The following is a 22,798-nucleotide window of genomic DNA, read 5'->3' as shown; positions in this document are numbered from 1 at the left end:
GGGTTAGCCTCTGACGTATTTTTCTCATTGGGCAGATCCGTGAACTGCGGAAAAGCACGCACAACAGGCCGGACCGCCCGACGCGTCCGGAGGGGTTCCGAGTCCTCGCGTCCGAGGGCTCCTGGGGAGCGGAACGAGGGTGCGCATGACCAGCGACAGCACCGGGACCGTCGACGCGGTTCCGGGCGACCAGGAGTTGCGCCGCCTCCTGGCGGGCCTGACGGCCGTCCGGGACGGCGATTTCGGCACCCGTCTGCCGGACGAGGCGGACGGCCTGATGGGCGACATCGCCAAGGTCTTCAACGGCATGGTGGACCAGTTGTCCGTGTTCACCTCCGAGGTCACCCGAGTGGCCCGCGAGGTCGGCACCGAGGGGACCCTCGGCGGTCAGGCGCGGGTGCCGGGTGTCTCGGGTACCTGGGCGGACCTGACGGACTCGGTCAACGCCATGGCCGGGAACCTGACCACCCAGGTGCGTGACATCGCCCAGGTCGCCACGGCGGTGGCAAAGGGCGACCTGTCGCAGAAGATCGACGTGGACGCCCGCGGCGAGATCCTCGAGCTCAAGAACACCATCAACACGATGGTCGACCAGCTCTCCGCCTTCGCCGACGAGGTCACCCGCGTCGCCCGCGAGGTCGGCACCGACGGGCGGCTCGGCGGCCAGGCCGACGTCCAGGGCGTCAGGGGCACGTGGCGCGACCTCACCGACTCGGTGAACTTCATGGCGGGCAACCTGACCAACCAGGTGCGCAACGTCGCCCAGGTGGCGACCGCCGTCGCCAAGGGCGATCTCTCCCAGAAGATCACGGTGGACGCCCGCGGCGAGATCCTCGAACTGAAGAACACCATCAACACGATGGTCGACCAGCTCTCCGCCTTCGCCGACGAGGTCACCCGCGTCGCCCGCGAGGTCGGCACCGAGGGCAATCTGGGCGGGCGCGCCCAGGTGCGCGGTGTGTCGGGCACCTGGAAGGACCTGACCGACAACGTCAACTCCATGGCCAACAACCTCACCGGCCAGGTCCGCTCCATCACGCAGGTCGCCACCGCCGTGGCGCGCGGCGACCTCTCGCAGCGGATCACGGTCGAGGCCAAGGGCGAGGTCGCGGCGCTGGCCGACGTCATCAACACGATGGTCGACACACTGTCGGCGTTCGCCGACGAGGTCACCCGGGTGGCCCGCGAGGTCGGCACCGAGGGCCGGCTCGGCGGCCAGGCGCACGTGCCGAACGTCGCCGGGACCTGGAAGGACCTCACCGACAACGTCAACTCCATGGCCAACAACCTCACCGGCCAGGTCCGCAACATCGCGCTGGTGACGACCGCGGTGGCCCGGGGCGACCTGTCGAAGAAGATCGACGTCGACGCGCGCGGTGAAATCCTGGAGCTCAAGACGACCATCAACACGATGGTCGACCAGCTCTCCGCCTTCGCCGACGAGGTCACCCGCGTCGCCCGCGAGGTCGGCACCGAGGGCCGGCTCGGCGGCCAGGCCGAGGTGGAGGGCGTCTCAGGGACCTGGAAGCGCCTCACGGAGAACGTCAACGAGCTGGCCGGCAACCTCACCCGCCAGGTCCGCGCGATCGCCGGGGTCACCTCCGCCGTCGCCGAGGGCGACCTGACCCGCTCCATCAACGTGGAGGCGTCCGGCGAGGTCGCCGAGCTCAAGGACAACATCAACTCCATGGTGGAGTCCCTGCGCGAGACCACGCGGGCCAACCTGGAGCAGGACTGGCTCAAGACCAACCTCGCCCGGATCTCCGGGCTGATGCAGGGACACCGGGACCTGCCGGTGGTCGCCGAGCTGATCATGGACGAGTTGGTGCCGCTGGTCTCGGCCCAGTACGGCGCGTTCTATCTGGCCGAGGACGGCGACGACGGGCCCGAGCTCAGGCTCGTGGGCTCCTACGGCTGTCCCGAGGACGCCGGCCGGCCCACTCGCATCGCCTTCGGCCGCACCCTGGTCGGCCAGGCGGCGCGCAGCCGGCGCACCATCGTGGTGGACGAGCTGCCGCCGGGCTACGTGACCATCTCCTCGGGGCTCGGCGAGGTGATGCCGACCGCTCTGGTGTTGGTGCCCATCGTGGTCGAGGGACAGGTCCTCGGCGTGATCGAGCTGGCGTCGGTCACCGCGTTCACGCAGGTCCACCGGGACTTCCTGGACATGCTGATGGAGACCATCGGCGTGAACGTCAACACGATCGTGGCCAACGCCCGTACCGACGAGCTCCTCGCCGAGTCGCAGCGCCTGACCGCGGAACTCCAGGCCCGCTCGGCGGAGCTCCAGGTGCAGCAGGAGGAGTTGCAGCGCTCCAACGCCGAGCTGGGGGACAAGGCGTCCCTGCTGGCGACGCAGAACCGGGACATCGAGGCGAAGAACCTGCAGATCGAGCAGGCGCGGCAGGAGCTGGAGGCCCGCGCCCAGCAGTTGTCGCTGGCCTCGAAGTACAAGTCGGAGTTCCTGGCCAACATGAGTCACGAGCTGCGCACCCCGCTCAACAGCCTGCTCATCCTCGCCCAGTTGCTCGCCCAGAACCCCTCGCGCAATCTCACCCCGAAGCAGGTCGAGTACGCGGGCATCATCCATTCCGCGGGCTCGGACCTGCTCCAGCTGATCAACGACATCCTGGACCTGTCGAAGGTCGAGGCGGGGAAGATGGACGTCGCCCCCGAGCGTGTGGCGCTGCGGCAGCTCATCGAGTACGTCGAGGCCACCTTCCGGCCCATGACGACGCAGAAGGGCCTGGAGTTCACGGTGACGACGGCCGCCGGAGCGCCGGCGGACCTGCTCACCGACGACTCCCGGCTGCGTCAGGTGCTGCGCAACCTGCTGTCCAACGCGGTGAAGTTCACCGAGCGGGGCGGGGTGGAGCTGGCCGTCGAACCGGCGCCGGACGACGAGGTGCCCAGCGGCGTGGTCCGGGGCGGTGCCGTGGTGGCCTTCCGGGTGAAGGACACGGGCATCGGCATCCCCGAGCAGAACCTGGAGTCGGTCTTCGGCGCCTTCCAGCAGGCGGACGGCACGACGAGCCGCAAGTACGGCGGCACCGGGCTCGGCCTGTCCATCACCCGGGAGATCGCCCAGCTGCTCGGCGGCGCCGTCACCTTGGCCAGCACGCCGGACCGGGGCAGCACGTTCACGCTGTTCCTGCCCGTGGCCCGGCCCGACTTCGAGGAGCTGCTCGACCGGGTGGCGGAGCACACCCCGGCCGAGTCGGCGGCCGACGTCCTCACCCGCCGGGCGCCGGCGCCCGAGCTCGCGGGCGGCCACCGGCAGCGCCCGCGACGACTGCTCGTCGTGGAGGAGCGTCCGCGCGGCCTGCTGACCCTCGTCGCGGAGAGTGTGATCGCCGATCTGACGCACGGACGGGACGACGCGGGCGACCGGCCCCCGCTCGACGTCATCACCGCCGTGGGGGCGCAGGAGGCCGCCGGCGCGCTGGCGGCCGAACCGTGCCACTGTGTCGTCCTGGAGCTGGGCATGCCGGACGCCGAGGCGTCCCGTTTCCTTCAGGCCCTGCGCGGCGACTCGGCGCTGGCCGGCATGCCGGTGCTCGTGCACAGCGGTCACCGCGCGGACGCGGCGCTGGAGGAGAACCTGCGTTCGCGCGCGCGGGACGGGGCGCTGGAGTTCCTGTCCAGCCTCGACGAACTGCGGGAGCGCATCGCCCTGCACCTGGCCGCCGAGGAACCGGGGGACGTGCTGTCCCTGGTCCGGCCCGAGGAGCAGACCCCGGCCCCGGCCGCCGTGGAGGACTCCCCTGCCGGACGCACCGTCCTCGTCGTCGACGACGACGCGCGCAACCTCTTCGCGCTCAGCGGGATCCTGGAGCTGCACGGCTTCCGGGTCCTGCACGCGGAGAACGGGCGCCGGGGCATCGAGACGCTGACGGGCCACCCGGACGTCGCACTGGTCCTGATGGACGTGATGATGCCGGAGATGGACGGCTACACGGCGACGGCCGAGATCCGCCGGATCCCCCGGTACGCCGAGCTGCCGATCATCGCGGTGACGGCGAAGGCGATGCCCGGCGACCGGGAGAAGAGCCTCGCCTCGGGCGCCAGCGACTACGTCACCAAGCCCGTCGACACGGACGACCTCATCGCCTGCGTCCGACGGTGGCTGCCCGCGTGAGCGCGCCGGCCCCCGTCCCGTACACCGTTGGGCCGGGCGGTGCGCGGCACGTCCCGTCGTGCTCCGTGGCGGTCTCCAGCCGAGGAGCGTCCTCATCGTGAACATGTCCGAGCAGCCGCGCGACCCGGCCGGCGGTGCGCCGCGGGACGCGCCGGCCACGCCGTCCCCCGCGTCCGGGCCGCCGCCGTCCCACGCGGTCGACGGGCCGACCGCCGACCTGCGCGCGATGGCCCCGCTGTCGCCGGTGGGCAGGCTGGCGGCCACGGTGGACCGGCTCAGCCGCGAGGTCCGGGCCGCCCAGGCGGAGGCCGAGGGCCGGGCGCTGATCGAGCTCGCCAAGGGCATCCTGGTCGCGCGGCTCGGGTGCGGTCCGGCACAGGCCGCCCGCCAGCTCGCCGAGCTGGCCGAGCAGTCCCAGGTGACGCCCCTGGAGTTCGCGGTCGACGTCATCAACCAGGCCGCCCGGGACCGGATGTCGGAGGTCACGGACGCCTTCCTCACGGCCACCGCGGCCGTGCAGGCCGCGTCCGCCGAGGAGGGCGCGGAGGCCGGGGAGGCGGTGGCCGAGTCGGCCGCCGTGCGCCTGCGGGCGGCCGAGAGCGGCGCGCTGGCCGCGGACGACACGCAGGCCGTCGCCGACGCCCTGCTGGAGCAGGCGCTGCGCCCGCTCGGCGCGGTCGCTGTGGCCATCTGGGCGGCCGGGTACGACGGGTCGCTCACGCTGGTCGGCAGCGCGGGGTTCTCGGCTGCCGAGGCCACCCGCTGGCGTTACGTGCCGCCGGACGTGGCGACGGTGGCCCGGCGCGGGCTGACCGAGCGCGCGGGCCAGTGGATCACCTCCCTGGCCGAGACCGGGCTGCCCAGCGTGGGCCGGCACCAGTACCCGGACGGCGGCAGGGTCGCCGTACCCGCCGGTACCGGGGGGCGCATCCACGGCGTGCTGGAGATCGCCTGGCCGGCTGCGCTGGCCCCGCAGCCGCCCCAGGTGGTGCGCCAGGTGGAGGCCCTGGCGGAGCTGTGCGCGCACACCCTGGAGTCGTACACGCCGCCGCACGGCGCCGGGCAGGAGCCACGGGTCATGCCGGACGCGGTGGAGCTGATGGACCTGGCGGACGGGCTGTACGACCCCGCCCTGGTCCTGGTGCCGCATCTGGACGCCGAGGGTCACCTGGCGGACTTCCGTATCCAGCACGTGAACAAGAGCTTCCTCGATCCGGCCGGCCGACCGCGTGCCGTGGTGGGCGGCGCGCTGCTGCTGGAGGCCTATCCGATGGCCGCCGGGGACAGCGAGCTGTACCAGAACGTGGAGCGGGTGTACGCCACGGGCGAGCCGTTCCGGGCCCGGCGCATGAACCTGACCGCGCTGGTGGACCAGGTGCCGCTGTCGGCGCTCGCGGACATCAGCGTCAGCCGGCACGGCAACGCCGTCCTGCTCATCTGGCGCATCGAGGACGAGACGGCCCGGCTGGCCAGCCTGCTCCAGCACGCCCAGCGCCTCGGCCGCATCGGCGGCTTCGAGGAGAATCTACTGACCGGCGAGATCACCTGGAACGGGCAGCTTTTCGACCTGTACGGGCGTCCGCAGGCCAGTACGCCGGTGCCGCTGGAGGAGCTGACCGCCCACGCCCACCCGGACGAGGCCGTCGTCATCGGCCGGTTCCTGCGTACGCTCCTGCACCACCGCCGGCCGGCGTCGGCGGCGTTCCGGCTGCAACGGCCCGACGGAGTGACCCGGCACGTCCGGGTGGTGGCCGAGCCGGTCCTGGACGCCGACGACCGCCTCCTCCTCGTACGCGGCGCCTATCAGGACATCTCGGCGCAGCACTGGACCGAGGTGGCGCTCGCGGCGACGCGCGACCGGCTGGCGCACACCGAGCAGGAGGCCATCGAGCGCAACCGGCTGACCCTGCAGTTGCAGCACGCGATCATGCCGCCCGCCCAGACCCCGCTCAAGGTGCCGGCCCTCGAGGTGGCCGTCCGGTACCGGCCCGCGGAGACGGAACAGCTGGTGGGCGGCGACTGGTACGACGCCGTGATGCTGCCGAGCGGGCGGGTGCTGCTGTGCGTGGGGGACGTGGCCGGGCACGGCATAGAGGCCGCGACCAGCATGGTGGTCCTGCGCAACGCGCTGCGCGGCCTGGCGGTGACCGGTGCCGGGCCGGGCCAGCTGCTGTCGTGGCTCAACATCGTGGCGCACCACCTGACGGGAGGGGTCACGGCCACCGCGGTGTGCGGCCTGTACGACCCGGCCCGGCGCACACTGCGCTGGGCCAGGGCGGGCCATCTGCCGCCGGTGCTGGTCCGGGGTCCCCGGGCCGAGCCCCTGCCGCTGCTCAGGGGCATGCTGCTGGGAGCGGTGGCCGAGGCGGTGTACGAGGAGGACGAGGTGCGGTTGGCCGGTGAGGACACGCTGCTGATGTACACCGACGGGCTGATCGAACGCCGCGACCGGCCGGTGGAGGAGGCGCTGGCCCAGTTGCTGAGCACCGTGCGTCCGACACCGAAGACCCTCGACCAGCATCTGGACCGGCTGCTCACCTACAGCAGGTCGGACACGGACGACGACACCTGCCTGGTGGGTATCCGGGTCGGGTGACGGACGGCGCGGGACCACGTCCCGGCCAAAGAGGTGTGGGAGGCGGATTCGGGGGTAACCGGCGGGCGCGGTGGCACAGCCGAGCCATCGATGTCCGTCCTGTTGGAGGTACACGTGCCCATAGCCCAGAACCCGCTGTCCGTAGAGGTGACGCTGCCCCGGGAGGAGGTCGCGCTGCTCAAGGTGGAGGGTTACCTGGACGTCGACACGGCGACGGAGTTCCAGCACCACCTGGCCAACCAACTCCACCACGGTCGGCGGCACTTCCTGCTGGATCTCTCGGAGGTCCCGTTCATGGACTCCTCCGGCATGAACATCATCCTGCGGGTCTATCAGGAGGCTCGCGAGCTGCCGGGCAGCGTGCACATCATCTCGCCCGCCCCGGCGGTCCGGCGCGTCCTGGACCTGACGGGGGTGAGCATCACCGTGCCGGTCTCCGAGGGCGTCGACGAGGCGCTCGCCCGCGTCGACGCCCAGCCCGAGGGACCGCGGGTTCCGGACGCCTGAGGCCTCTCCCCCGGCACTCATCCGGACCGTTCACGCGGGATCAGGTGTCGTACGAGGTCGGCGGGTGGATACAGTTGTCGCCCGGCAGACTCATGTCGCCGCCACGTCGCCTTCGGGGTGCCGTGCGGCGCAACGCGGATGAGGAGTGGAACAGGTGCCGGAACAGGCGGAGGGAACAGCGGGATCGCCGACGGACGAGGTCAGGGACTTCCTGCGGCGACGTCGTGAGCAGATCGCCCAGCGCTGGGCGGACGAGCCCTTGTTCCGGGCCGTGTTCACCGTTTCGCGGGACGAGGCGGTCGAGGCGGGCAAGGCCGTGGTGGACGCGTTGGCCCAAGTCGCCGACGCGGCACGGGTGGAGGACCCGGACGCCGCCGGGTTCACGACGGTGCGCGAGCAGTTGGCGCGGATGGGCGCGGCCCGCTCCCGGGCCGGCCTGAGCACCGCCCAGGTGTCGAGCGAGCTGGCCGCCCTGCGCCCCCCGGTCGAGAACCTGCTCGTGGCCGATCTGCCGGACAGCCCCGCCGACCACGCCCGGGACTGCGTCACCACGCTGAGCGTGCTGATGGGCACCCTGCGGGTCGTGGTCATGCAGACGGCGCTCAGTGAAGGGCAGGCACTCATCGACCGTCAGCGGCTACAGCTGCTGGAGGTGGCCACTCCGGTGATCAAGCTGTGGGACGGCATCGTGGCCGTGCCGCTCATCGGAACGCTGGACAGCGCCCGCAGCCAGGTCGTCATGGAGACCCTGCTGGAGTCCATCGTGGAGCAGCAGGCGCGCTACGCGATCCTGGACATCACCGGAGTCCCGACCGTCGACTCGCTGGTGGCCCAGCACCTGATGAAGACGGTCGCCGCGGCCCGGCTGATGGGCGCCGAGTGCATCGTCTCCGGCATCCGGCCCGCGATCGCGCAGACCATGGTCCACCTCGGCCTGGACCTGGGCACCGTGGTCACCCGGGCGAGCCTCGCCGACGCCCTGGGGTACGTACTGCACCAGCTCGGGGTCGGCATCGTGAACCCTGTCGCGAACGGCCCGGTCGCGCGGTGAGCGAGGCGTTCCCGGGGCCCCACACGGGTCCCGCGACGGGTCATGTTCCGGTCCTGCGGCTCGGCGAGGTGCTGCTGGTCACCCTGCAGGGGGACCTGCACGACAGCACGGCGCAGCAGCTCCAGCAGGACCTCGCCGAGACCATCTCCCGCAGCGGCGCCACGGGTGTGATCATCGACATCTCCGGTGTGGAGATCGTCGACTCCTTCCTCGGCCGGGTCCTGGCCGAGATCGCCGGGCAGACCGAGCTGCTGGCCGCGCGCACCGTGGTCGTCGGCATGCGGCCGGCGGTCGCGATCACCCTGGTGGAGCTGGGTCTGTCGCTGCCGGGGGTGCACACCGCGCTCAGTACCGAGGTGGCCATGGAGCTGCTCACGCGGCACGCGCCGTCGTCCCGCTTCGGCGGTCTGCGCCAGGAGAGTCCGTGATGCACACTGCCGCGGGCGCCCAGGCCCGCCTGCCCATCCGTTCGGACATGGATCTGGTGTGGGTACGTCAGCATGTGCGGCAGGCGGCCGCCCAGCTCGGCTTCGGGCTGGTGGACCAGACGAAGCTGGTCACGGCGGCCAGCGAACTGGCCCGCAACACGCTCGTGTACGGCGGCGGTGGAACGATGGAGACGCAGCCCCTCACCGAGGGGGGAGCGCAGGGACTGCGGCTGACCTTCAGCGACGAGGGACCCGGCATCGCGGACCTGGAGCAGGCGCTCAGCGACGGCTTCACCTCGGGCGGCGGGCTGGGCATGGGGCTGGGCGGCGCGCGGCGCCTGGTGCACGAGTTCGCGATCGAGAGCGACCCGGGGGCCGGCACCACCGTGCGGGTGACCTCCTGGGTGGGCCGGGCGCCCCGCCCGCGTGAGGAGTCCTGATGCCACGCGTGTGGGACGTCCCGGTGCACGACTCGACCCGGGTGCGCGACGCCAGGGTGGCGGCGGAGCACGCGGCCACCCTGGCCGGTCTGGACGAGCAGCACACCGCCACCGCGGCGCTGGTGGCGACCGAGCTGGCCACCAACCTGCTCAAGCACGCCGGGGGCGGCCGGGTCCTCATCGACGTCGTCGCTCCCACCGTTCTCACGGCCGAACGTGAGGAGACCCGGCTCGTGCAGGTCGCCACGGTCGACCACGGGCCCGGGATCGCCGACGTGGCCGCCGCCCTGAGCGACGGCTTCAGCACGACGCGTTCCCTCGGCGCCGGTCTCGGCACCTGCGCGCGCCTCGCCGACGACTTCGACCTGCACAGCGTCCCGGGCCGGGGCACGGTGGTGGTCGCCCGGATCGGCGCCGCACCCGCCGGCCGTGCCGTACAGCCGGGTCCGGCGACCGGGGTACGGGCCGGCGCGGTGAACGTCCCCTTCGGCGGGGCCGACTACTCGGGCGACGCCTGGGCCTGGGTCCGGGCCGGGGACCGGGTCACACTGATGCTGGCCGACGGCCTGGGCCACGGTCCGGAGGCGGCGCGTGCCTCGACCGCCGCCGTGGAGGCGCTGCGCGGTTCGGCCCACCTGGCGCCCGCCGAGGCGCTGCGGCGGCTCGACACGGCGTTGACCGGAACCCGCGGCGCGGCCGTGGCGGTGGCGCAGGTCGACACGCGTGCCGCGGTACTCAGGTTCGCGGGCATCGGCAACATCGGGGCGCGGCTGTGCGAGGGCGGTATCTGGCGGCATCTGGTCTCCCGGCCCGGCATCGTCGGCGCCCACCGGCCCACGACCCTGCGCGAGCAGGAGGCGGTCTGGGCGGACGACCGGGTGCTGGTCCTGCACAGCGACGGTCTGCCGAGCCGCTGGACCCCGACGCCCGACACCTGCCGCACCGCGGCCGACCCGGCGGTGACGGCTGCCGTGACGGTCCGCGACGCCAGCAGTTCGGCCCGCCCGGTGCGGGACGACACCGCCGTAGCCGTGCTGGCCCCGAATCCGCCGGACGGCTCATGACCCGTACCTGGGAGATCACCGACACCACCGACGCCGCACAGGCACGCCTCACCACCGCACGCCTGGCCACGGCCTACGGCGTGCCGCCCCTGGAGCGCGCGCGGCTGGTGGCCTCGCTCGGGGCGCAACTGCGCCTGTGTCTGACCAAGGGCGGCACCTGGCGGCTCACCCTGGAGACCGGCACCGCTTCCCGCGCCACACCGGAGGCCGGGGAGGGCGTGCTGCACGCGGTGCTGACGCCGTCGCGCGAGGCCGCCGCCGCCGGCCAGCCGCCGTGGCGGGTCACGGTGCCCTGCCCCGAGGCGGTGCCGACGGCCGACGTCGATGCCGTGGCGGACGACCCGGTCGCGCTGGCGGAGGCTCTGCTGGGGGCGGACGAGGACACGGCGCTCGTGCTGGACCGGCTCGCCGAGCAGGAGGACCTGGTCGCCTTCCACCGGGAGGAGCTGCACCAGACGAACCAGGGCGTCGTGGCGTTGCACGCCGAGCTGGACGCCGCCGGGCGAGCCCAGCGGGAGGCGTTCGCCGCCGAACGCAAGGCGCGTACGGAGGCGGAGAACGCCCGTCGCAGGCTGACGTTCCTCGCGGACGCGAGCGCGGTGCTGACGGCGTCCCTCGACCACCACGAGATCGTGCGCCGACTGCCGGAGCTCCTGGTGCCCGAGTACGCGGCGGGCGTCGACGTCTGGCTGTTCGAGCAGGAGGGCGAACGGCCGGGGCCCGCCCATCCGGCCGCCGCCGTGGTCGCCGCCCGCACCGGGCGGCCCCAGTACGCCGCCCCGCACCCCGGCGGCCTGCCCGGCGTCGACGACCAGCCGCCCTCGGCGCTGGCTCCCGAGCGGCCCCTGCTGTGCATCCCGCTGCCGACGCGGCAGGCGCCGCTGGGCGTGGTGACCCTGTCCCCGCCCGGGGAGCGCTGGGACCCGGACGACGCCGTGATGGTGATCGAGCTGACCCGGCGGGCCAGCATCGCGATCGACCACGCGCAGCGCTACCAGCACAACCGCGACATCGCGGAGACGCTCCAGCGGGCCCTGCTGACGGAACTGCCCGCCCCACCGGGACTCGCCCTGGCCGCGCGCTATCTGCCGGCCACCCACGGGCTGAACATCGGCGGCGACTGGTACGACGCGTTCCGCCAGCCCGACGGCGGCGTCATCGCCGTGGTGGGGGACGTGACCGGGCACGGGCTGCGCGCGGCCGTGATGATGAGTCAGCTGCGCACCGCGCTGCGGGCCTACGCCGTCGACGGCGGCAGCCCCGGCCGGCTCCTGACCCGGCTGCACACGTTCCTGCACCACCTCCAGCCCGACCTGTTCGCCACCGCCGTCATCGCGCGCTTCCACCCCGACGACCCCACCATGACGTGGGCCGCCGCGGGCCATCCGCCACCGGTACTGCGTACCCCGGACGGGCGGGTGCAGACCCTGGACGCCAAACCGGGTGCGATGCTCGGCATCCCGCTGAAGCAGGAGATCGCCGACCACACGGTGCCGATGGCGCCGGGTTCGACGCTCGCGCTGTACACGGACGGTCTGGTGGAACGCCGCGCCCGGGGCATAGACCCTGGCATCGCGCGGCTGGCACAGGTCCTGGGGTCGTTCGGCTCGGCGGAGCTGGAGGCGGACCTGGAGGGCTCGGCGGACGGAATCCTGCGTCCCCTGCTCAGCGACTCCGAACGCGACGACGACGTGTGCCTGCTGCTCTGCCACCTCCGCGGGTCCGGCTGACCCCGCCAGGCATCGTCGCGGACAACCACTTCCCGCACTCCCCGCACGGGAAGGACCCCGCCCGGTTCCCTCCCGCCCGATGCACTCCGGGCCCGGACGGGGCATGGTGGTGAATCAGGGTGTGTCGCCTGCCTGCCCCGCCCCGCTGGCCGAATCCGCGTGGGCGCGGTGGGATCGACGAGGTGCGAAGCGGCGATCCACGGGCAGGCGAATGGCGTTCGCGGCAGACCGCCCGGAGCCGCAGAAAGGGATGAACACCGTGACACGACCCAGGATCCTGGTGGTCGGCGCAGGTTTCGCCGGCGTGGAGTGCGTCCGTCGTCTGGAACGGAGGCTCTCCCCCCACGAGGCCGACGTCACCCTGGTGGCGCCGTTCTCCTACCAGCTCTATCTGCCGCTGCTGCCCCAGGTCGCCTCCGGGGTGCTGACGCCCCAGTCGATCGCGCTCTCCCTGCGCCGCAGCAGCAAGTACCGGACCCGGATCATCCCGGGCGGCGCCATCGGGGTGGACCTCAAGGCGAAGGTCTGCGTGGTGCGCACCATCACCGACCAGATCGTCAACGAGCCGTACGACTACATCGTGCTGGCCCCCGGGAGCATCACCCGCACCTTCGACATCCCGGGGCTCACCGACAACGCGTTCGGCATGAAGACGCTGGCGGAGGCCGCGTACATCCGCGACCACGTCATCTCACAGCTGGACCTCGCCGACGCCGGCCAGGACCCGGCGGAGCGCGCCTCCCGACTGCAGTTCGTGGTGGTCGGCGGCGGCTACGCGGGCACCGAGACCGCCGCCTGCCTGCAGCGGCTGACGCACGCGGCCGTCAAGCGCTACAACCGGCTCGACCCGAGCCTGATCAAGTGGCACCTGATCGACATCGCTCCGAAGCTGATGCCCGAGCTGGGCGAGAAGCTCGGACGCGACGCGCAGGAGGTCCTGACGCGGCGCGGCATCGAGATCTCCCTGGGCGTGTCCATCGCGAAGGCCGGCCCCGAGGAGGTCACCTTCACGGACGGCCGGGTGGTACCCACCCGCACCCTGATCTGGACCGCCGGAGTGGTGGCGAGCCCGCTCATCGCCACGCTCGGCGCGGAGACGGTCAAGGGGCGGCTCGCGGTAACCGCCGACATGTGCCTGCCGGGCCACGACGGGGTGTTCGCGCTCGGTGACTCCGCCGCCGTGCCCGACCTCGCCAAGGGCCAGGAGGGCGCCGTCTGCCCGCCCACCGCCCAGCACGCCATGCGGCAGGGCCGCCATGCCGCCGAGAACCTCATCGCCACCCTGCGCAACCAGCCCATGCGGCCGTACGTCCACAAGGACCTGGGTCTCGTCGTCGACCTCGGTGGCACCGACGCGGTCTCCAAGCCGCTCGGCGTCGAACTGAAGGGCCTGCCCGCCCAGGCCGTGGCCCGCGGCTACCACTGGTCGGCGCTGCGCACGGGCGTGGCCAAGGCCCGGGTGGCGGCCAACTGGACGCTCAACGCGGTCGCCGGCGACGATTTCGTGCGCACCGGCTTCCAGGCCCGCAAGCCGGCCAAGTTGAAGGACTTCGAGTACACCGACGCGTATCTGACGCCGGAGCAGGTGCGGGAGCATGTCAGGGGGGCGGACCGGGCGGAGCTGTGACCCGACGGCAGGGGCCGGCTCGCGGCATGACATGCTGAGAAGTGGATCTCGGCGCGAACCGGCCGGGAGTCAGGCGTGAATCGGGAGAGTGTACGGCGGCGTGAAGGCAGCGGGGCGCTCGGCGCGGACACGGCTGCGGGACCGCCTCGCCGCGTCCGACCCCGGGCTGCTGCGGTTGACGGCCGGGCTGCGGACGGTGGGCGCGATCGCCCTGGCCCTGGCGGTGCTCGCCGTGTTCGGTGCGGACGTCCCCCATCTGGTGGCGGGCGCCATGACGGCGATGGTCGCCACCTTCGCCATCCGCGAGAACGAGTCCCGCGCCCAGGCCGTCACCGTGGCGCTGGGCCTGCCTGTCGCCCTGGCCTCGGTGTCGGTCAGCGCGCTGCTCGCCTCCCGGGTCGTCATCGGTGACGCCTTCTTCGTCGTCCTCATCTTCTGCGCCGTCTTCGTCCGCCGGTTCGGCGACCGCGGCACCGCGCTCGGGCTGATCGGCTTCCAGGTCTACTTCGTGTCCCTGTTCGTCGACGCGAAGGCGTCGGCGCTGCCGGGACTGTGGGGCGCCATCGCGGTCGCGTTCGCGTGCAGCGCGGTGGTGCGCTTCGCGGTGGTACCGGCGACGTCGGCGGGCATTCTCCAGCGGCTGCGGCAGGCGTTCCGCGCCCGGCTGGCCCAGCTGATCGCCACGCAGACCGAACTGCTGGACGCCGGCCCGGACGGAATCGAGAAGACGCTCGAGCACCTGCGCGACGGCACCGCTCGCCTGCACGAGACGGCACTGATGATCCAGTCCCGGCTGGAGGAGGGCACTCCCGACGCATCCACGGCGCGTCTGGTGCAGCGGCGCATCGCGGACGCCGAGATCGCCGCCGAGCGGCTGGGCCTGCTGCTGCTGACCGCGCGCAGCGCCGAGCGGGCGGACACCCTGACCCTGCATCTGCCGGGCGCGCCCGCTCCCGCGGTGGGCCGCTCGCCGGCGCCCGGCGAGGCCACGGAGACGCTGCGCCGCGATCTCGGCGCGCTGCGCACGCTGGTGCTGCGACCGCCCGCCGAGGCGCGCGGCACCGCGCTGTCCCATCTGCGCAACCGGCTCCTCGGCTACCGCGACGAGGAGAACCTGCCCGAGGCGACACCGGCCGTCCAGGACGTGTTCAGGGGCCTCGGTGAGACGGCGCGCGCGGTCATGGGACTCAGGATCGCCCTGGACGGGCCGCAGGACGAGTCGGACGACACGCCCGCGACGACCCGTTCCCGGGAGGAGCTGGACGCCGAGGACGCCGCCATCGACGCCGGCGAGGAGGGCTCTCCCAAGGAGGAACCGACCGGACTGCGGCGACCCACCACCCGCGCCGCGGTGCAGGTGTCGGTGGGGTCGTCCCTGGCCATCCTGGGCGGGGAGTTCCTGTCCGCCGAGCGATGGTACTGGGCGGTGCTCGCCTGCTGGATCGTCTTCCTGAACACGGCCTCCACCGGCGAGATCCTCGTCAAGGGCTACCGCCGCGTGCTGGGCACCATGCTGGGGGTGGTGGCCGGCATCGTCCTGGCGGGTCTGGTGGGCGACCACACCTGGGTCGCGTTCGGGCTGGTGCTGCTGCTCATCTTCGCCATGTTCTACACCGCACCGCTGTCCTACACGCTGATGTCGTTCTTCGTCACCGCGATGCTGGGGCTGCTGTACACCCTGCTGCACACCTACAGCCTGTCGGTCCTGCTGCTGCGCGTGGAGGAGACGGCGCTCGGCGCCGCCTGCGGGATCGCGGCGGCGGCGCTGGTGCTGCCGATACGCACCGACCGCCGTACGAACGAACTGCTCGGCACGGTGCTGGAGCGGCTCACCGACGTCACCGAGGGCGCCGTCGACCAGCTCAGCGGCGGAGCGGCCGCCGATCTGCTGGACACGGCGCGGGAACTGGACCAGGCGCTGGGGGATCTGCGGGCGGCCACCCAGCCGCTGACCCATCCGATCACACCGCTGCGGGCCCGGCGCAACACCGCCCAGTACGTGGTGGCGCTGCTGGAGACCTGCGCCTATCACGCACGGTCGCTGGCCGCGACGGCCGAACTGCTGCCCACCCACCCCTCGATCGCCGCCGACCCCCGGCTGCGCGGGGCGGTGCGACGCACGGTGCGCAACATCGAGGCGATCGCCGCGCACGTCGCCGACGAGGACGCCGGGACCGAGGTGGAGACCGGGCCCAGCATCGCCTCGCTGCTGGAGCCGGACGCCGCCGGGGTGCCGCGGTACGGCCGCATCACCGGCCGGGTACTGCGGCACCTGGAACGCCTGGACGAGGCCGTGGTGGGCCTCGCCCGGCCGCTGGGCGTGCCGGTCAGGACGCCTGCGCAGTGACGGTCGGCGTCGGCGGTCGTGGCGGTGACGCTCGCGACGGTGACGGTCAGAAGTCGCTGGGCAGACCGCTCGCCTCGGCGATGCCCCGCAGTTCGTCGTTCTGCCGGTGGCGTTCCTTGAGGTAGTCGGCTATCTCGCCGAGGCGCTCGGGGTCGGAGGCGGTGACCGCGTCGGTGACGACCCGGACCGGACCGGTCTCGTCGGTACTGATCTCGACGACCTCGTTGTCCAGCCGTCCCGTGACCGCGGTGGCGATGACCAGGGCGGCCTCGTCCCTGATCTCCTGGGGCAGCGCCTCGGCGTTGTCCCCGTCCAGGGAGAAGTCGATGGTGGGCATCTGGTGCTCGTCGATCGCCTGGAGGACGGGTTCCACCACGCTGAGCAGCAGCTGGTAGTCGTGGGTCTCCATGCGGATGCGCAGGAGATCGAGGTAGACGTCCACGGGACGTCCGTCCGGCGGAGGAATCTCGTGTTCGTTCATTCGCCCCGTGTTCCCCGTGCGGGGCGGCTCAGACGCGGCGCCAGCGTGCGAGCGCGAAGGAGAAGACGCCGAAGAGCACCAGACCCGCGGCGACGCAGACCAGGAGCCAGGGGCCGAGCGGGGTGTCGGCGAAGGAGCGGAGGGTGTCGTCCAGTCCCTTCGCCCTGTCGGGCTGGTAGTCGACGGCGGCCCGCACGGCGAAGGCGCCCGCCGCGGCGAAGACGAGTCCGCGGGCCGCGCCGCCCCCGACGCCGGTGACGTCGACCAGCCGCCGGGCCCGGGGGCTCAGCTCGCCGAGCTTCAGCTTCCTGTGATAGCTGCGGCGCAGGGCCTGTACACCGATCACCACTCCGGCGACGACGACCACGACGCCGGCCACGCCCACGAGCCACCGGCCGGCGGGCAGCTCCATCACCCGGGCCGTGACGTCCCGGGACTGCTGGTCGCTGGAGCCGCTGGGGCCGGTACCGGCCGCGAAGGCCAGTACGGAGTAGGCGACGAAGGCGTAGAACACGCAGCGGGCGGCGGCCGGGAGCCGCTTCTTCGCCGTGCGGCCGTCCTTGCCCGTGGCGCCGAACAGTGCCTCGGACAGCCGCCACAGCGCCATACCGGCGAGTCCGATGCCGAGCGCCCACAGCAGTACGGCTCCGAACGGCTTGTCCGACAGCTCGGCCAGGGCGCCGCCCCGGTCCGCCTGCCGGTTCCCGGTGCCGAAGGCGATCTGCAGGGCCAGGATGCCGACCAGCAGGTAGATCACGCCGCGAGCGGTGAGTCCCGCCCGGGCGGCCCCCTCGGCGGCCGACCCGTTCGCCGCCCGGCGGGCCCGGCCGTGGCCCATACGTGCCATGACACGTGCGTTCATGTGGTCCTCCCCTCCCGGTTTCCGGATGCCCCGGCTTTCTCGCCGCACACCGGGCTGCGGCTTCGGCGCACACGATTCGGCGGGCTTCGTCTTCGCGGAGGTCCGGGGCACACGAGACGAACACACAGGACGACTGCCCGCACGCCGTCGACCGGCGTGCGGGCAGTCCGGCCCACCACAGTCCGCTGCCCGCCGTGGGTCAGTCCCGGGCTCCCGCGGTCTCGACGACGGCGAGGGGCACGGAGGCCGGGGATCCGGCCGCGAGCCAGCGGCGGGCGGCCTCCAGGGCCCGTGTCACGTCACGCGTGCCGGTCGACACGCACAGCGTGTACGCCAGGTCCCGCGTCCGGGGCCCGGGTCCGCCCGTGGTGTCGGCCGGCTCGTGCACCACCGCCGCCTCGTACTCGTCGACGAGCCCGCGCAGCATCACGGGGTGAGGCATCAGCATCCGTCTCGTTCCTCCCTGGGTCCTCGGGTCGTCGGTCCTCGGTCCGTCAGGTCCGCACCGGCCGGCCGGTCCCCCGGCGGACGGCCCGCTGTCCCATCGCCTCGTCGCGCACGCGGGCGCAGCTGCGGCTGATGAGCCGCGAGACGTGCATCTGCGAGATGCCCAGGTGATCGGCTATACGGCTCTGCGTCATGTCCTCGAAGAAGCGCATGTAGAGGATGGCCCGCTCACGTTCGGGCAGCCTGCGCAGTCCCTCCTTGGCGGATTCACGGTCGATCACGGTGTCGTACGAGGCGTCCGCCACGCCGAGGGTGTCCGCGAGGCTGTAGCCGTCGTCGCCGGCCGAGAGTTCGGCGTCCAGCGACAGGGTGCTGAAGCTCTCCAGCGCCTCCATGCCGGCGCTGACCTCGTCCTCGGTCAGCCCGGTGTGGGCGGCCACGGCGGCGACGGACGGTTCGACACTCCCCGGGCTCTGGGTGAGCTCACGCCGGGCCACCCGCACCTTGTTGCGCAGTTCCTGGACCCGGCGGGGCACCCGCAGGGCCCACATCCGGTCCCGGAAATGGCGCTTGACCTCGCCCGTTATGGTGGGCACGGCGTAACTTTCGAAGGCTCCCCGCTCCGGGTCGAAGCGGTCGATGGCCTTCACCAGCCCGAGCGCCGCGACCTGGCGCAGGTCCTCGATGGACTCGCCGCGGTCCCTGAACCGCCCGGCGATCCGGTGGGCCATGGGCAGCCAGGCCGTGACGAGCTCGTCGCGGACGGCGTCGCGTTCGGGCCCGTCCGTCAGCCCCGCCAGCCGGCCGAAGAGGGGCATGGTGTCGGGTGCGTCGTCGTGCCGACGGCGGGCGGAAGCGGCGGTAGTGGCGGGAACGTTGGTGGTCTCGGTGGTTCCGGGACGGACGGTGGGCGTTTCGATGAGCATGCGCATTCGCTCCTGAACGGTGGTCTCAGGGGACTTTCCGCGGGAACGGCACTGTCCGGGTCACCACCCGGAGGGCCTGAGCGGCCATACCGCTCCCGCTGCTGCGCCTCCGGTCCGAAGCACGAACTTGCGACTGCCCCGGCACCGGTGGAACAAACTCCGCTTTTCGAAAAGTACTCAGGACAGCGGAACGACCACGGTGATGCACTTGCCTCCCGAGGCGATGTCTGCCACCCGTACGTCACACGCCAGCCGGCAGACGATCGGCCAGCCCCGGCCGCCGACGCGACGGCGTCCCTCGGGGTCGGTGGCCGGCACGGCCACCGGAAGGTCGTGGCTGCGGTCGCACACCGAGACGCGGACGCCGGGTCCGACTACGTCGACCTGGAAGTCCGTGATGCCGCCGCCGTGCAGGATGGCGTTGGTGGCCAGTTCAGAGGCGACGAGCACGGCGTCCGACAGCGCGCCCACGTCGCACGACGTGCGGCCGTCGGTGCCGCAGCATTCGGTGACGACGCGTTCGACCGTCCTGCGTGCCTCGGCGGGCCTGCACGGCCGGTACCGCCGGTGCCGGTCCGCGCCGTGCTGCTCGACAACAAGTTTGGTCGTGTGCCTGTCACACATCCGTCAGCTCCTGGTCGGTGAGACGAGCCCGGTCCGCCGGCCCCGCGCCGTCTGCGCGCGCTGTGCGGCCTGGTTACTTTCGGCTGACCTCTGCCCGTACCCCCAAACCTCCGGCCCTCCATACGGCCCAGCCGCCATCCACGGGCTCTGTGGGGGTACGCGAAGTACATGACGGATGTTGTGGACTCGGACGAACTGCTGCGCCGCATGCACCGCGCGAGGGCCTGTGCGGTGGCACAGGAGCGGACCTGGCGGGCGCGAACGGAAGAACTGCGCCCGACCGATCCGGAGGGCTCCCGGGACGCCGCCGTACGGACGATCGCGTACGAAGCCGTTCTGCGGGTGCTGGACGAGGTGCTGACCCCGGGCCGGACCTCGGAGTGACGGTGGCTGCGCGGCCAGGGCGGACCGGATGACGGGCCGCCGCGTGACGTGACGGGCCACCGGACCGGATGACGGGCCGCCGCGTGGAGCGACCGGCCACCGGACCGGTTGCCGGTCGGGGCGGATCGACGATTGACCGGGGGCCGGGCGGGAAACCGGATCGGCATGACGGCCGACCACACCCGAGCACCCGTTCTGGAAGCCCTCGTCGACTACCGCCGCGAGGGGCGGCTGTCGTTCACGCCGCCGGGACACAAACAGGCGCGTGGGGCCGACCCGGCGGTGCGCGAGGTGCTGGGCGACGCCGTCTTCTACGGGGACGTACTGGCGACGGGCGGACTCGACGACCGGCTCACCCGGGGGCGGGTGCTGCAACGCGCCCAGGAACTGATGGCGGATGCCGTGCACGCCGACCACACGTTCTTCTCGACGTGCGGGTCCTCCCTGTCCGTGAAGGCGGCGATGCTGGCGGTCGCGGGGCCGCACGAGAAGCTGCTGATCGGCCGGGACGCCCACAAGTCCGTCGTCTCCGGGCTGATCCTGTCCGGGATCGAACCGGCCTGGGTCGAGCCGCGCTGGGACGCCGAGCGGCATCTGGCCCATCCGCCGTCCGCCGAGGAGTTCGAGAAGGCGTTCGAGGCCCATCCCGACGCCAAGGGTGCCCTGGTCACCAGCCCGACACCGTACGGCGCCAGCGCCGACCTGCGGGCCGTCGCCGAGGTCTGCCACCGCCGCTCGGCGCCGCTGATCGTCGACGAGGCGTGGGGGGCGCATCTGCCCTTCCACCCCGATCTGCCGTCCTGGGCCATGGACGCGGGCGCCGACATCTGCGTGACCAGCATTCACAAGATGGGCAGCGGTCTGGAGCAGGGCTCCGTGTTCCATCTGCGCGGTGACCTGGTCCCGCCGAAGCTGCTCGGCATGCGGGCGGACCTGCTGGGCACCACCAGCCCCTCGGCACTGATCTTCGCCGGACTGGACGGCTGGCGCCGCCAGATGGCGCTGCGCGGACGCGAGCTGATGGGCGGCGCACTGGAGCTGGCTGCCGAGGTCCGCGCGGCCGTCGAGGAGATCGACGGCATGCACGTCAACGACCGGGACGACTTCCGCGGCCCGGGGCGGGCCCACGGTTTCGATCCGCTGCCCGTCGTCATCGACCTCGAGGGGCTCGGCATCTCGGGCTTCCAGGCGGCGGACTGGCTGCGCGAGCACCGGAGCGTGATCGCGCACATCACCGACCACCGCCGCATCGGCGCGCAGATCACCCACGGCGACGACCGGGAGACCGCCGGCGAGTTGCTGGCCGCGCTCAAGGACCTGGCGCACGCCGCCCCCGGCCTGGATTCCGCTCCGCGTGTGGAGGTCCCGTCGCCGTCCGAGCTGCGGATGCCACAGGCCGGTCTGGTCCGGGACGCGTTCTTCGGGCCCACCCAGGACGTGCCGCTCGACCGGGCCGCGGGCCGCGTCGCCGCGGAGATGATCACGCCGTACCCGCCCGGTATCCCGGCCGTCCTTCCCGGCGAGCGGCTGACCGAACCCGTTCTGCGATATCTGCGCAGTGGGCTGGAGGCCGGGATGTACCTGCCGGACCCGAGCGACCCCGACCTGGAGACGATCAGGGTCGTCGCGGAGAACGGCGGATGAGCCACGGGGAGAGGCTAGGCAGCGGCGGCGGCCCGGGCGAGTGAAACAGGTCACGTGACCCGGTTCCCGCTTCGTGGAAGCCCCGGAGATGGTTTAGCGTTCATCCATACGTGGCGACGGGGTCGACCGAAGTGTCCTTCGTACGTCACCGGTTACGGCCCTGGCTGGCTTCCCCCGTCCAGCCAGGGCTTTTTCATGCCCTGGCCCGGACGTCCCCGGTCGCCCGGCACGGAATCCGCACGGAAACGGCCGTCCGCCGAGGTGCTGAGGGCGCTGCGAGCGACTGAAATGGGCATAGGGAAAGCCCCGGAACCGAATCGCCGGCGAGGAGCCCCGTGCCATGACCAAAGCGATCAAACTGCTGACCGCCCTCCCCCTTCCCCAGCGCGATCGGCTGACGGCACTCGCCCGGGAGGTCTCCTTCCCGGAGGACGCCCGGATCTTCGAGGCCGGCGGCAGGGCCGACCGCTTCTGGGTCGTCCGCTCCGGCGCGGTCTCCCTGACCCAGCAGGTGACGTCCCTGCAACAGGTCACGGTGGCCAGCCTTGGCGCGGGCGACCTGCTCGGCTGGTCCTGGCTGTTCCCGCCCTACGAATGGGACTTCGGCGCCGAGGCCTTCAGCCCGGTACGCGCCTACGAGTTCGACGCGTCCTCGGTGCTCGCCCTGTGCGACGAGGACCCGCGGCTGGGCATCGTGCTGGTGCGCTCGGTCGCCGAGATCCTCGCGCACCGGCTGGAGGCCACCAGGGGCCGGCTCATGGAGCACTACGCGCTGCACGGGCGCGGCTCCCTGTGAGACGGTGCCGGACGCGGGGGCCGGCCCCCCCCCGCTCAGGCCCCGGCGATGAGGGTGGCCCCGAGTACGATCATCGTGGCGGCGACCAGCGCGTCGAGTACGCGCCAGGCCGTGGGCCGGGCCAGGAAGCGGCCGAGATGGCGGGCACCGAATCCGAGCGCGGCGAACCAGCACAGGCTGGCGACGACGGCACCGAGGCCGAACGTCCAGCGCAGCGGCCCCTGGTCGGCGGCGACCGAGCCCAGCAGGAACACGGTGTCGAGATAGACGTGCGGGTTGAGCCAGGTCAGCGCCAGGCAGGTGAGGACCGCCCGGCGGCGGGAGCCCGCGGCGTCGCCGTCCCCCCGCAGCGCACCGGTCGGCCGGAACACCCGCCGAGCGGCCAACGCGCCGTAGCAGAGCAGGAAGGCGCCGCCGATCCAGCCGACCGCGGTGAGCGCGCCCGGCCAGGCCACCACGACCGCTCCCACCCCGCCGACGCCCAGAGTGATGAGCAGGGCGTCGGACAGCGCGCAGATGCCGACCACCGCCAGTACCGCTTCACGGCGGATTCCCTGGCGCAGGACGAAGGCGTTCTGGGCACCGATGGCGACGATGAGCGAGAGGCCGGTGCCGAAGCCGGCGACCGCGGCGGAGAGCGCGTTGTGCATGCTCTCGACGCTAAGCAGGCGATCACAAGACGTACAGCTAAAGATTCTTACGTAAC

The 22,798-nt window shown here is 72.6% G+C and carries 19 protein-coding genes; 13 read left to right on the top strand and 6 right to left on the bottom strand.

All coding sequences use genetic code 11. The annotated features are described in order from the left end of the window. Positions 1-145: 145 nt before the first annotated feature. From ABEA26_RS26335 to ABEA26_RS26290, 10 genes are all read left to right on the top strand, one after another. Entirely contained in the window at positions 146-4,138 is a 3,993-nt protein-coding gene (locus tag ABEA26_RS26335) for a HAMP domain-containing protein (protein ID WP_345595834.1), read from the top strand. 103 nt (positions 4,139-4,241) lie between these two features. Then, the gene (locus tag ABEA26_RS26330) at positions 4,242-6,734 is read left to right on the top strand and encodes a SpoIIE family protein phosphatase (protein WP_425587902.1); all 2,493 of its coding nucleotides are present in this window, start codon (positions 4,242-4,244) and stop codon (positions 6,732-6,734) included. 114 nt (positions 6,735-6,848) lie between these two features. Further along, positions 6,849-7,241: an STAS domain-containing protein gene (locus ABEA26_RS26325; protein WP_345595833.1), complete on the top strand. Its 393-nt coding sequence runs from the start codon at positions 6,849-6,851 to the stop codon at positions 7,239-7,241. 154 nt (positions 7,242-7,395) lie between these two features. Then, positions 7,396-8,292 carry an STAS domain-containing protein gene (locus ABEA26_RS26320; RefSeq protein WP_345595832.1) on the top strand — a complete coding sequence of 299 codons (897 nt, stop codon included), beginning with the start codon at positions 7,396-7,398 and terminating at the stop codon, positions 8,290-8,292. Further along, complete coding sequence (locus ABEA26_RS26315) at positions 8,289-8,720, top strand: STAS domain-containing protein (RefSeq protein ID WP_345595831.1); 432 nt, start codon at positions 8,289-8,291, stop codon at positions 8,718-8,720. Before ABEA26_RS26320 ends, ABEA26_RS26315 begins: the two co-directional genes overlap by 4 nt. Continuing rightward, on the top strand, positions 8,720-9,160 hold the full coding sequence (locus ABEA26_RS26310; protein WP_345595830.1) for an anti-sigma regulatory factor: 441 nt from the start codon (positions 8,720-8,722) through the stop codon (positions 9,158-9,160). Before ABEA26_RS26315 ends, ABEA26_RS26310 begins: the two co-directional genes overlap by 1 nt. Next, entirely contained in the window at positions 9,160-10,224 is a 1,065-nt protein-coding gene (locus tag ABEA26_RS26305; protein ID WP_345595829.1) for a SpoIIE family protein phosphatase, read from the top strand. Before ABEA26_RS26310 ends, ABEA26_RS26305 begins: the two co-directional genes overlap by 1 nt. Next, complete coding sequence (locus ABEA26_RS26300; protein ID WP_345595828.1) at positions 10,221-11,954, top strand: PP2C family protein-serine/threonine phosphatase; 1,734 nt, start codon at positions 10,221-10,223, stop codon at positions 11,952-11,954. The genes ABEA26_RS26305 and ABEA26_RS26300 overlap by 4 nt, the downstream gene beginning before the upstream one ends. 250 nt (positions 11,955-12,204) lie before the next feature. Further along, complete coding sequence (locus ABEA26_RS26295; RefSeq protein WP_345595827.1) at positions 12,205-13,581, top strand: NAD(P)/FAD-dependent oxidoreductase; 1,377 nt, start codon at positions 12,205-12,207, stop codon at positions 13,579-13,581. Between the two features lie 100 nt (positions 13,582-13,681). Beyond that, positions 13,682-15,928, top strand: a complete 2,247-nt coding sequence (locus tag ABEA26_RS26290; protein WP_345595826.1) for an FUSC family protein — start codon at positions 13,682-13,684, stop codon at positions 15,926-15,928. A gap of 46 nt (positions 15,929-15,974) precedes the next feature. Here ABEA26_RS26290 and ABEA26_RS26285 read toward each other — a convergent pair whose 3' ends face one another. The 5 genes from ABEA26_RS26285 to ABEA26_RS26265 all read right to left on the bottom strand — a co-directional run bounded on the left by ABEA26_RS26285 (position 15,975) and on the right by ABEA26_RS26265 (position 19,268). Continuing rightward, complete coding sequence (locus ABEA26_RS26285) at positions 15,975-16,409, bottom strand: hypothetical protein (protein ID WP_279562474.1); 435 nt, start codon at positions 16,407-16,409, stop codon at positions 15,975-15,977. Between the two features lie 28 nt (positions 16,410-16,437). Further along, positions 16,438-17,271, bottom strand: coding sequence for a DUF1206 domain-containing protein (locus ABEA26_RS26280; RefSeq protein ID WP_345595825.1), 834 nt, complete (start codon positions 17,269-17,271; stop codon positions 16,438-16,440). Positions 17,272-17,470: 199 nt separating this feature from the next. Further along, on the bottom strand, positions 17,471-17,719 hold the full coding sequence (locus ABEA26_RS26275; protein ID WP_345595824.1) for a DUF5133 domain-containing protein: 249 nt from the start codon (positions 17,717-17,719) through the stop codon (positions 17,471-17,473). A gap of 46 nt (positions 17,720-17,765) precedes the next feature. Beyond that, a complete protein-coding gene (locus tag ABEA26_RS26270; RefSeq protein ID WP_345595823.1) occupies positions 17,766-18,644 on the bottom strand; it encodes a SigB/SigF/SigG family RNA polymerase sigma factor in 879 nt (292 codons plus the stop codon). A 177-nt stretch (positions 18,645-18,821) separates the two neighbouring features. Further along, the gene (locus ABEA26_RS26265) at positions 18,822-19,268 is read right to left on the bottom strand and encodes an ATP-binding protein (protein WP_345595822.1); all 447 of its coding nucleotides are present in this window, start codon (positions 19,266-19,268) and stop codon (positions 18,822-18,824) included. 168 nt (positions 19,269-19,436) lie between these two features. Between ABEA26_RS26265 and ABEA26_RS26260 the strand changes: the two genes are divergently transcribed. From ABEA26_RS26260 to ABEA26_RS26250, 3 genes are all read left to right on the top strand, one after another. Next, positions 19,437-19,652: a hypothetical protein gene (locus ABEA26_RS26260; protein ID WP_345595821.1), complete on the top strand. Its 216-nt coding sequence runs from the start codon at positions 19,437-19,439 to the stop codon at positions 19,650-19,652. Positions 19,653-19,817: 165 nt separating this feature from the next. Continuing rightward, positions 19,818-21,296 carry an aminotransferase class I/II-fold pyridoxal phosphate-dependent enzyme gene (locus tag ABEA26_RS26255; RefSeq protein ID WP_345595820.1) on the top strand — a complete coding sequence of 493 codons (1,479 nt, stop codon included), beginning with the start codon at positions 19,818-19,820 and terminating at the stop codon, positions 21,294-21,296. A 340-nt stretch (positions 21,297-21,636) separates the two neighbouring features. Continuing rightward, positions 21,637-22,092, top strand: coding sequence for a cyclic nucleotide-binding domain-containing protein (locus ABEA26_RS26250; RefSeq protein WP_345595819.1), 456 nt, complete (start codon positions 21,637-21,639; stop codon positions 22,090-22,092). 35 nt (positions 22,093-22,127) lie between these two features. Here the strand turns inward: ABEA26_RS26250 and ABEA26_RS26245 are convergent, their stop codons facing one another. Then, positions 22,128-22,742 (bottom strand): LysE/ArgO family amino acid transporter, encoded by a 615-nt coding sequence (locus ABEA26_RS26245; RefSeq protein ID WP_345595818.1) that lies wholly within the window; start codon positions 22,740-22,742, stop codon positions 22,128-22,130. Between the last annotated feature and the right edge of the window lie 56 nt (positions 22,743-22,798).

Origin of the sequence: Streptomyces marokkonensis (assembly GCF_039539045.1) — a bacterium.
GTDB classification, from domain to species: Bacteria; Actinomycetota; Actinomycetes; order Streptomycetales; family Streptomycetaceae; genus Streptomyces; species Streptomyces marokkonensis.
Note: the sequence above shows the minus strand (reverse complement) of the source record. Positions and strands in the feature narration are given on the sequence as shown.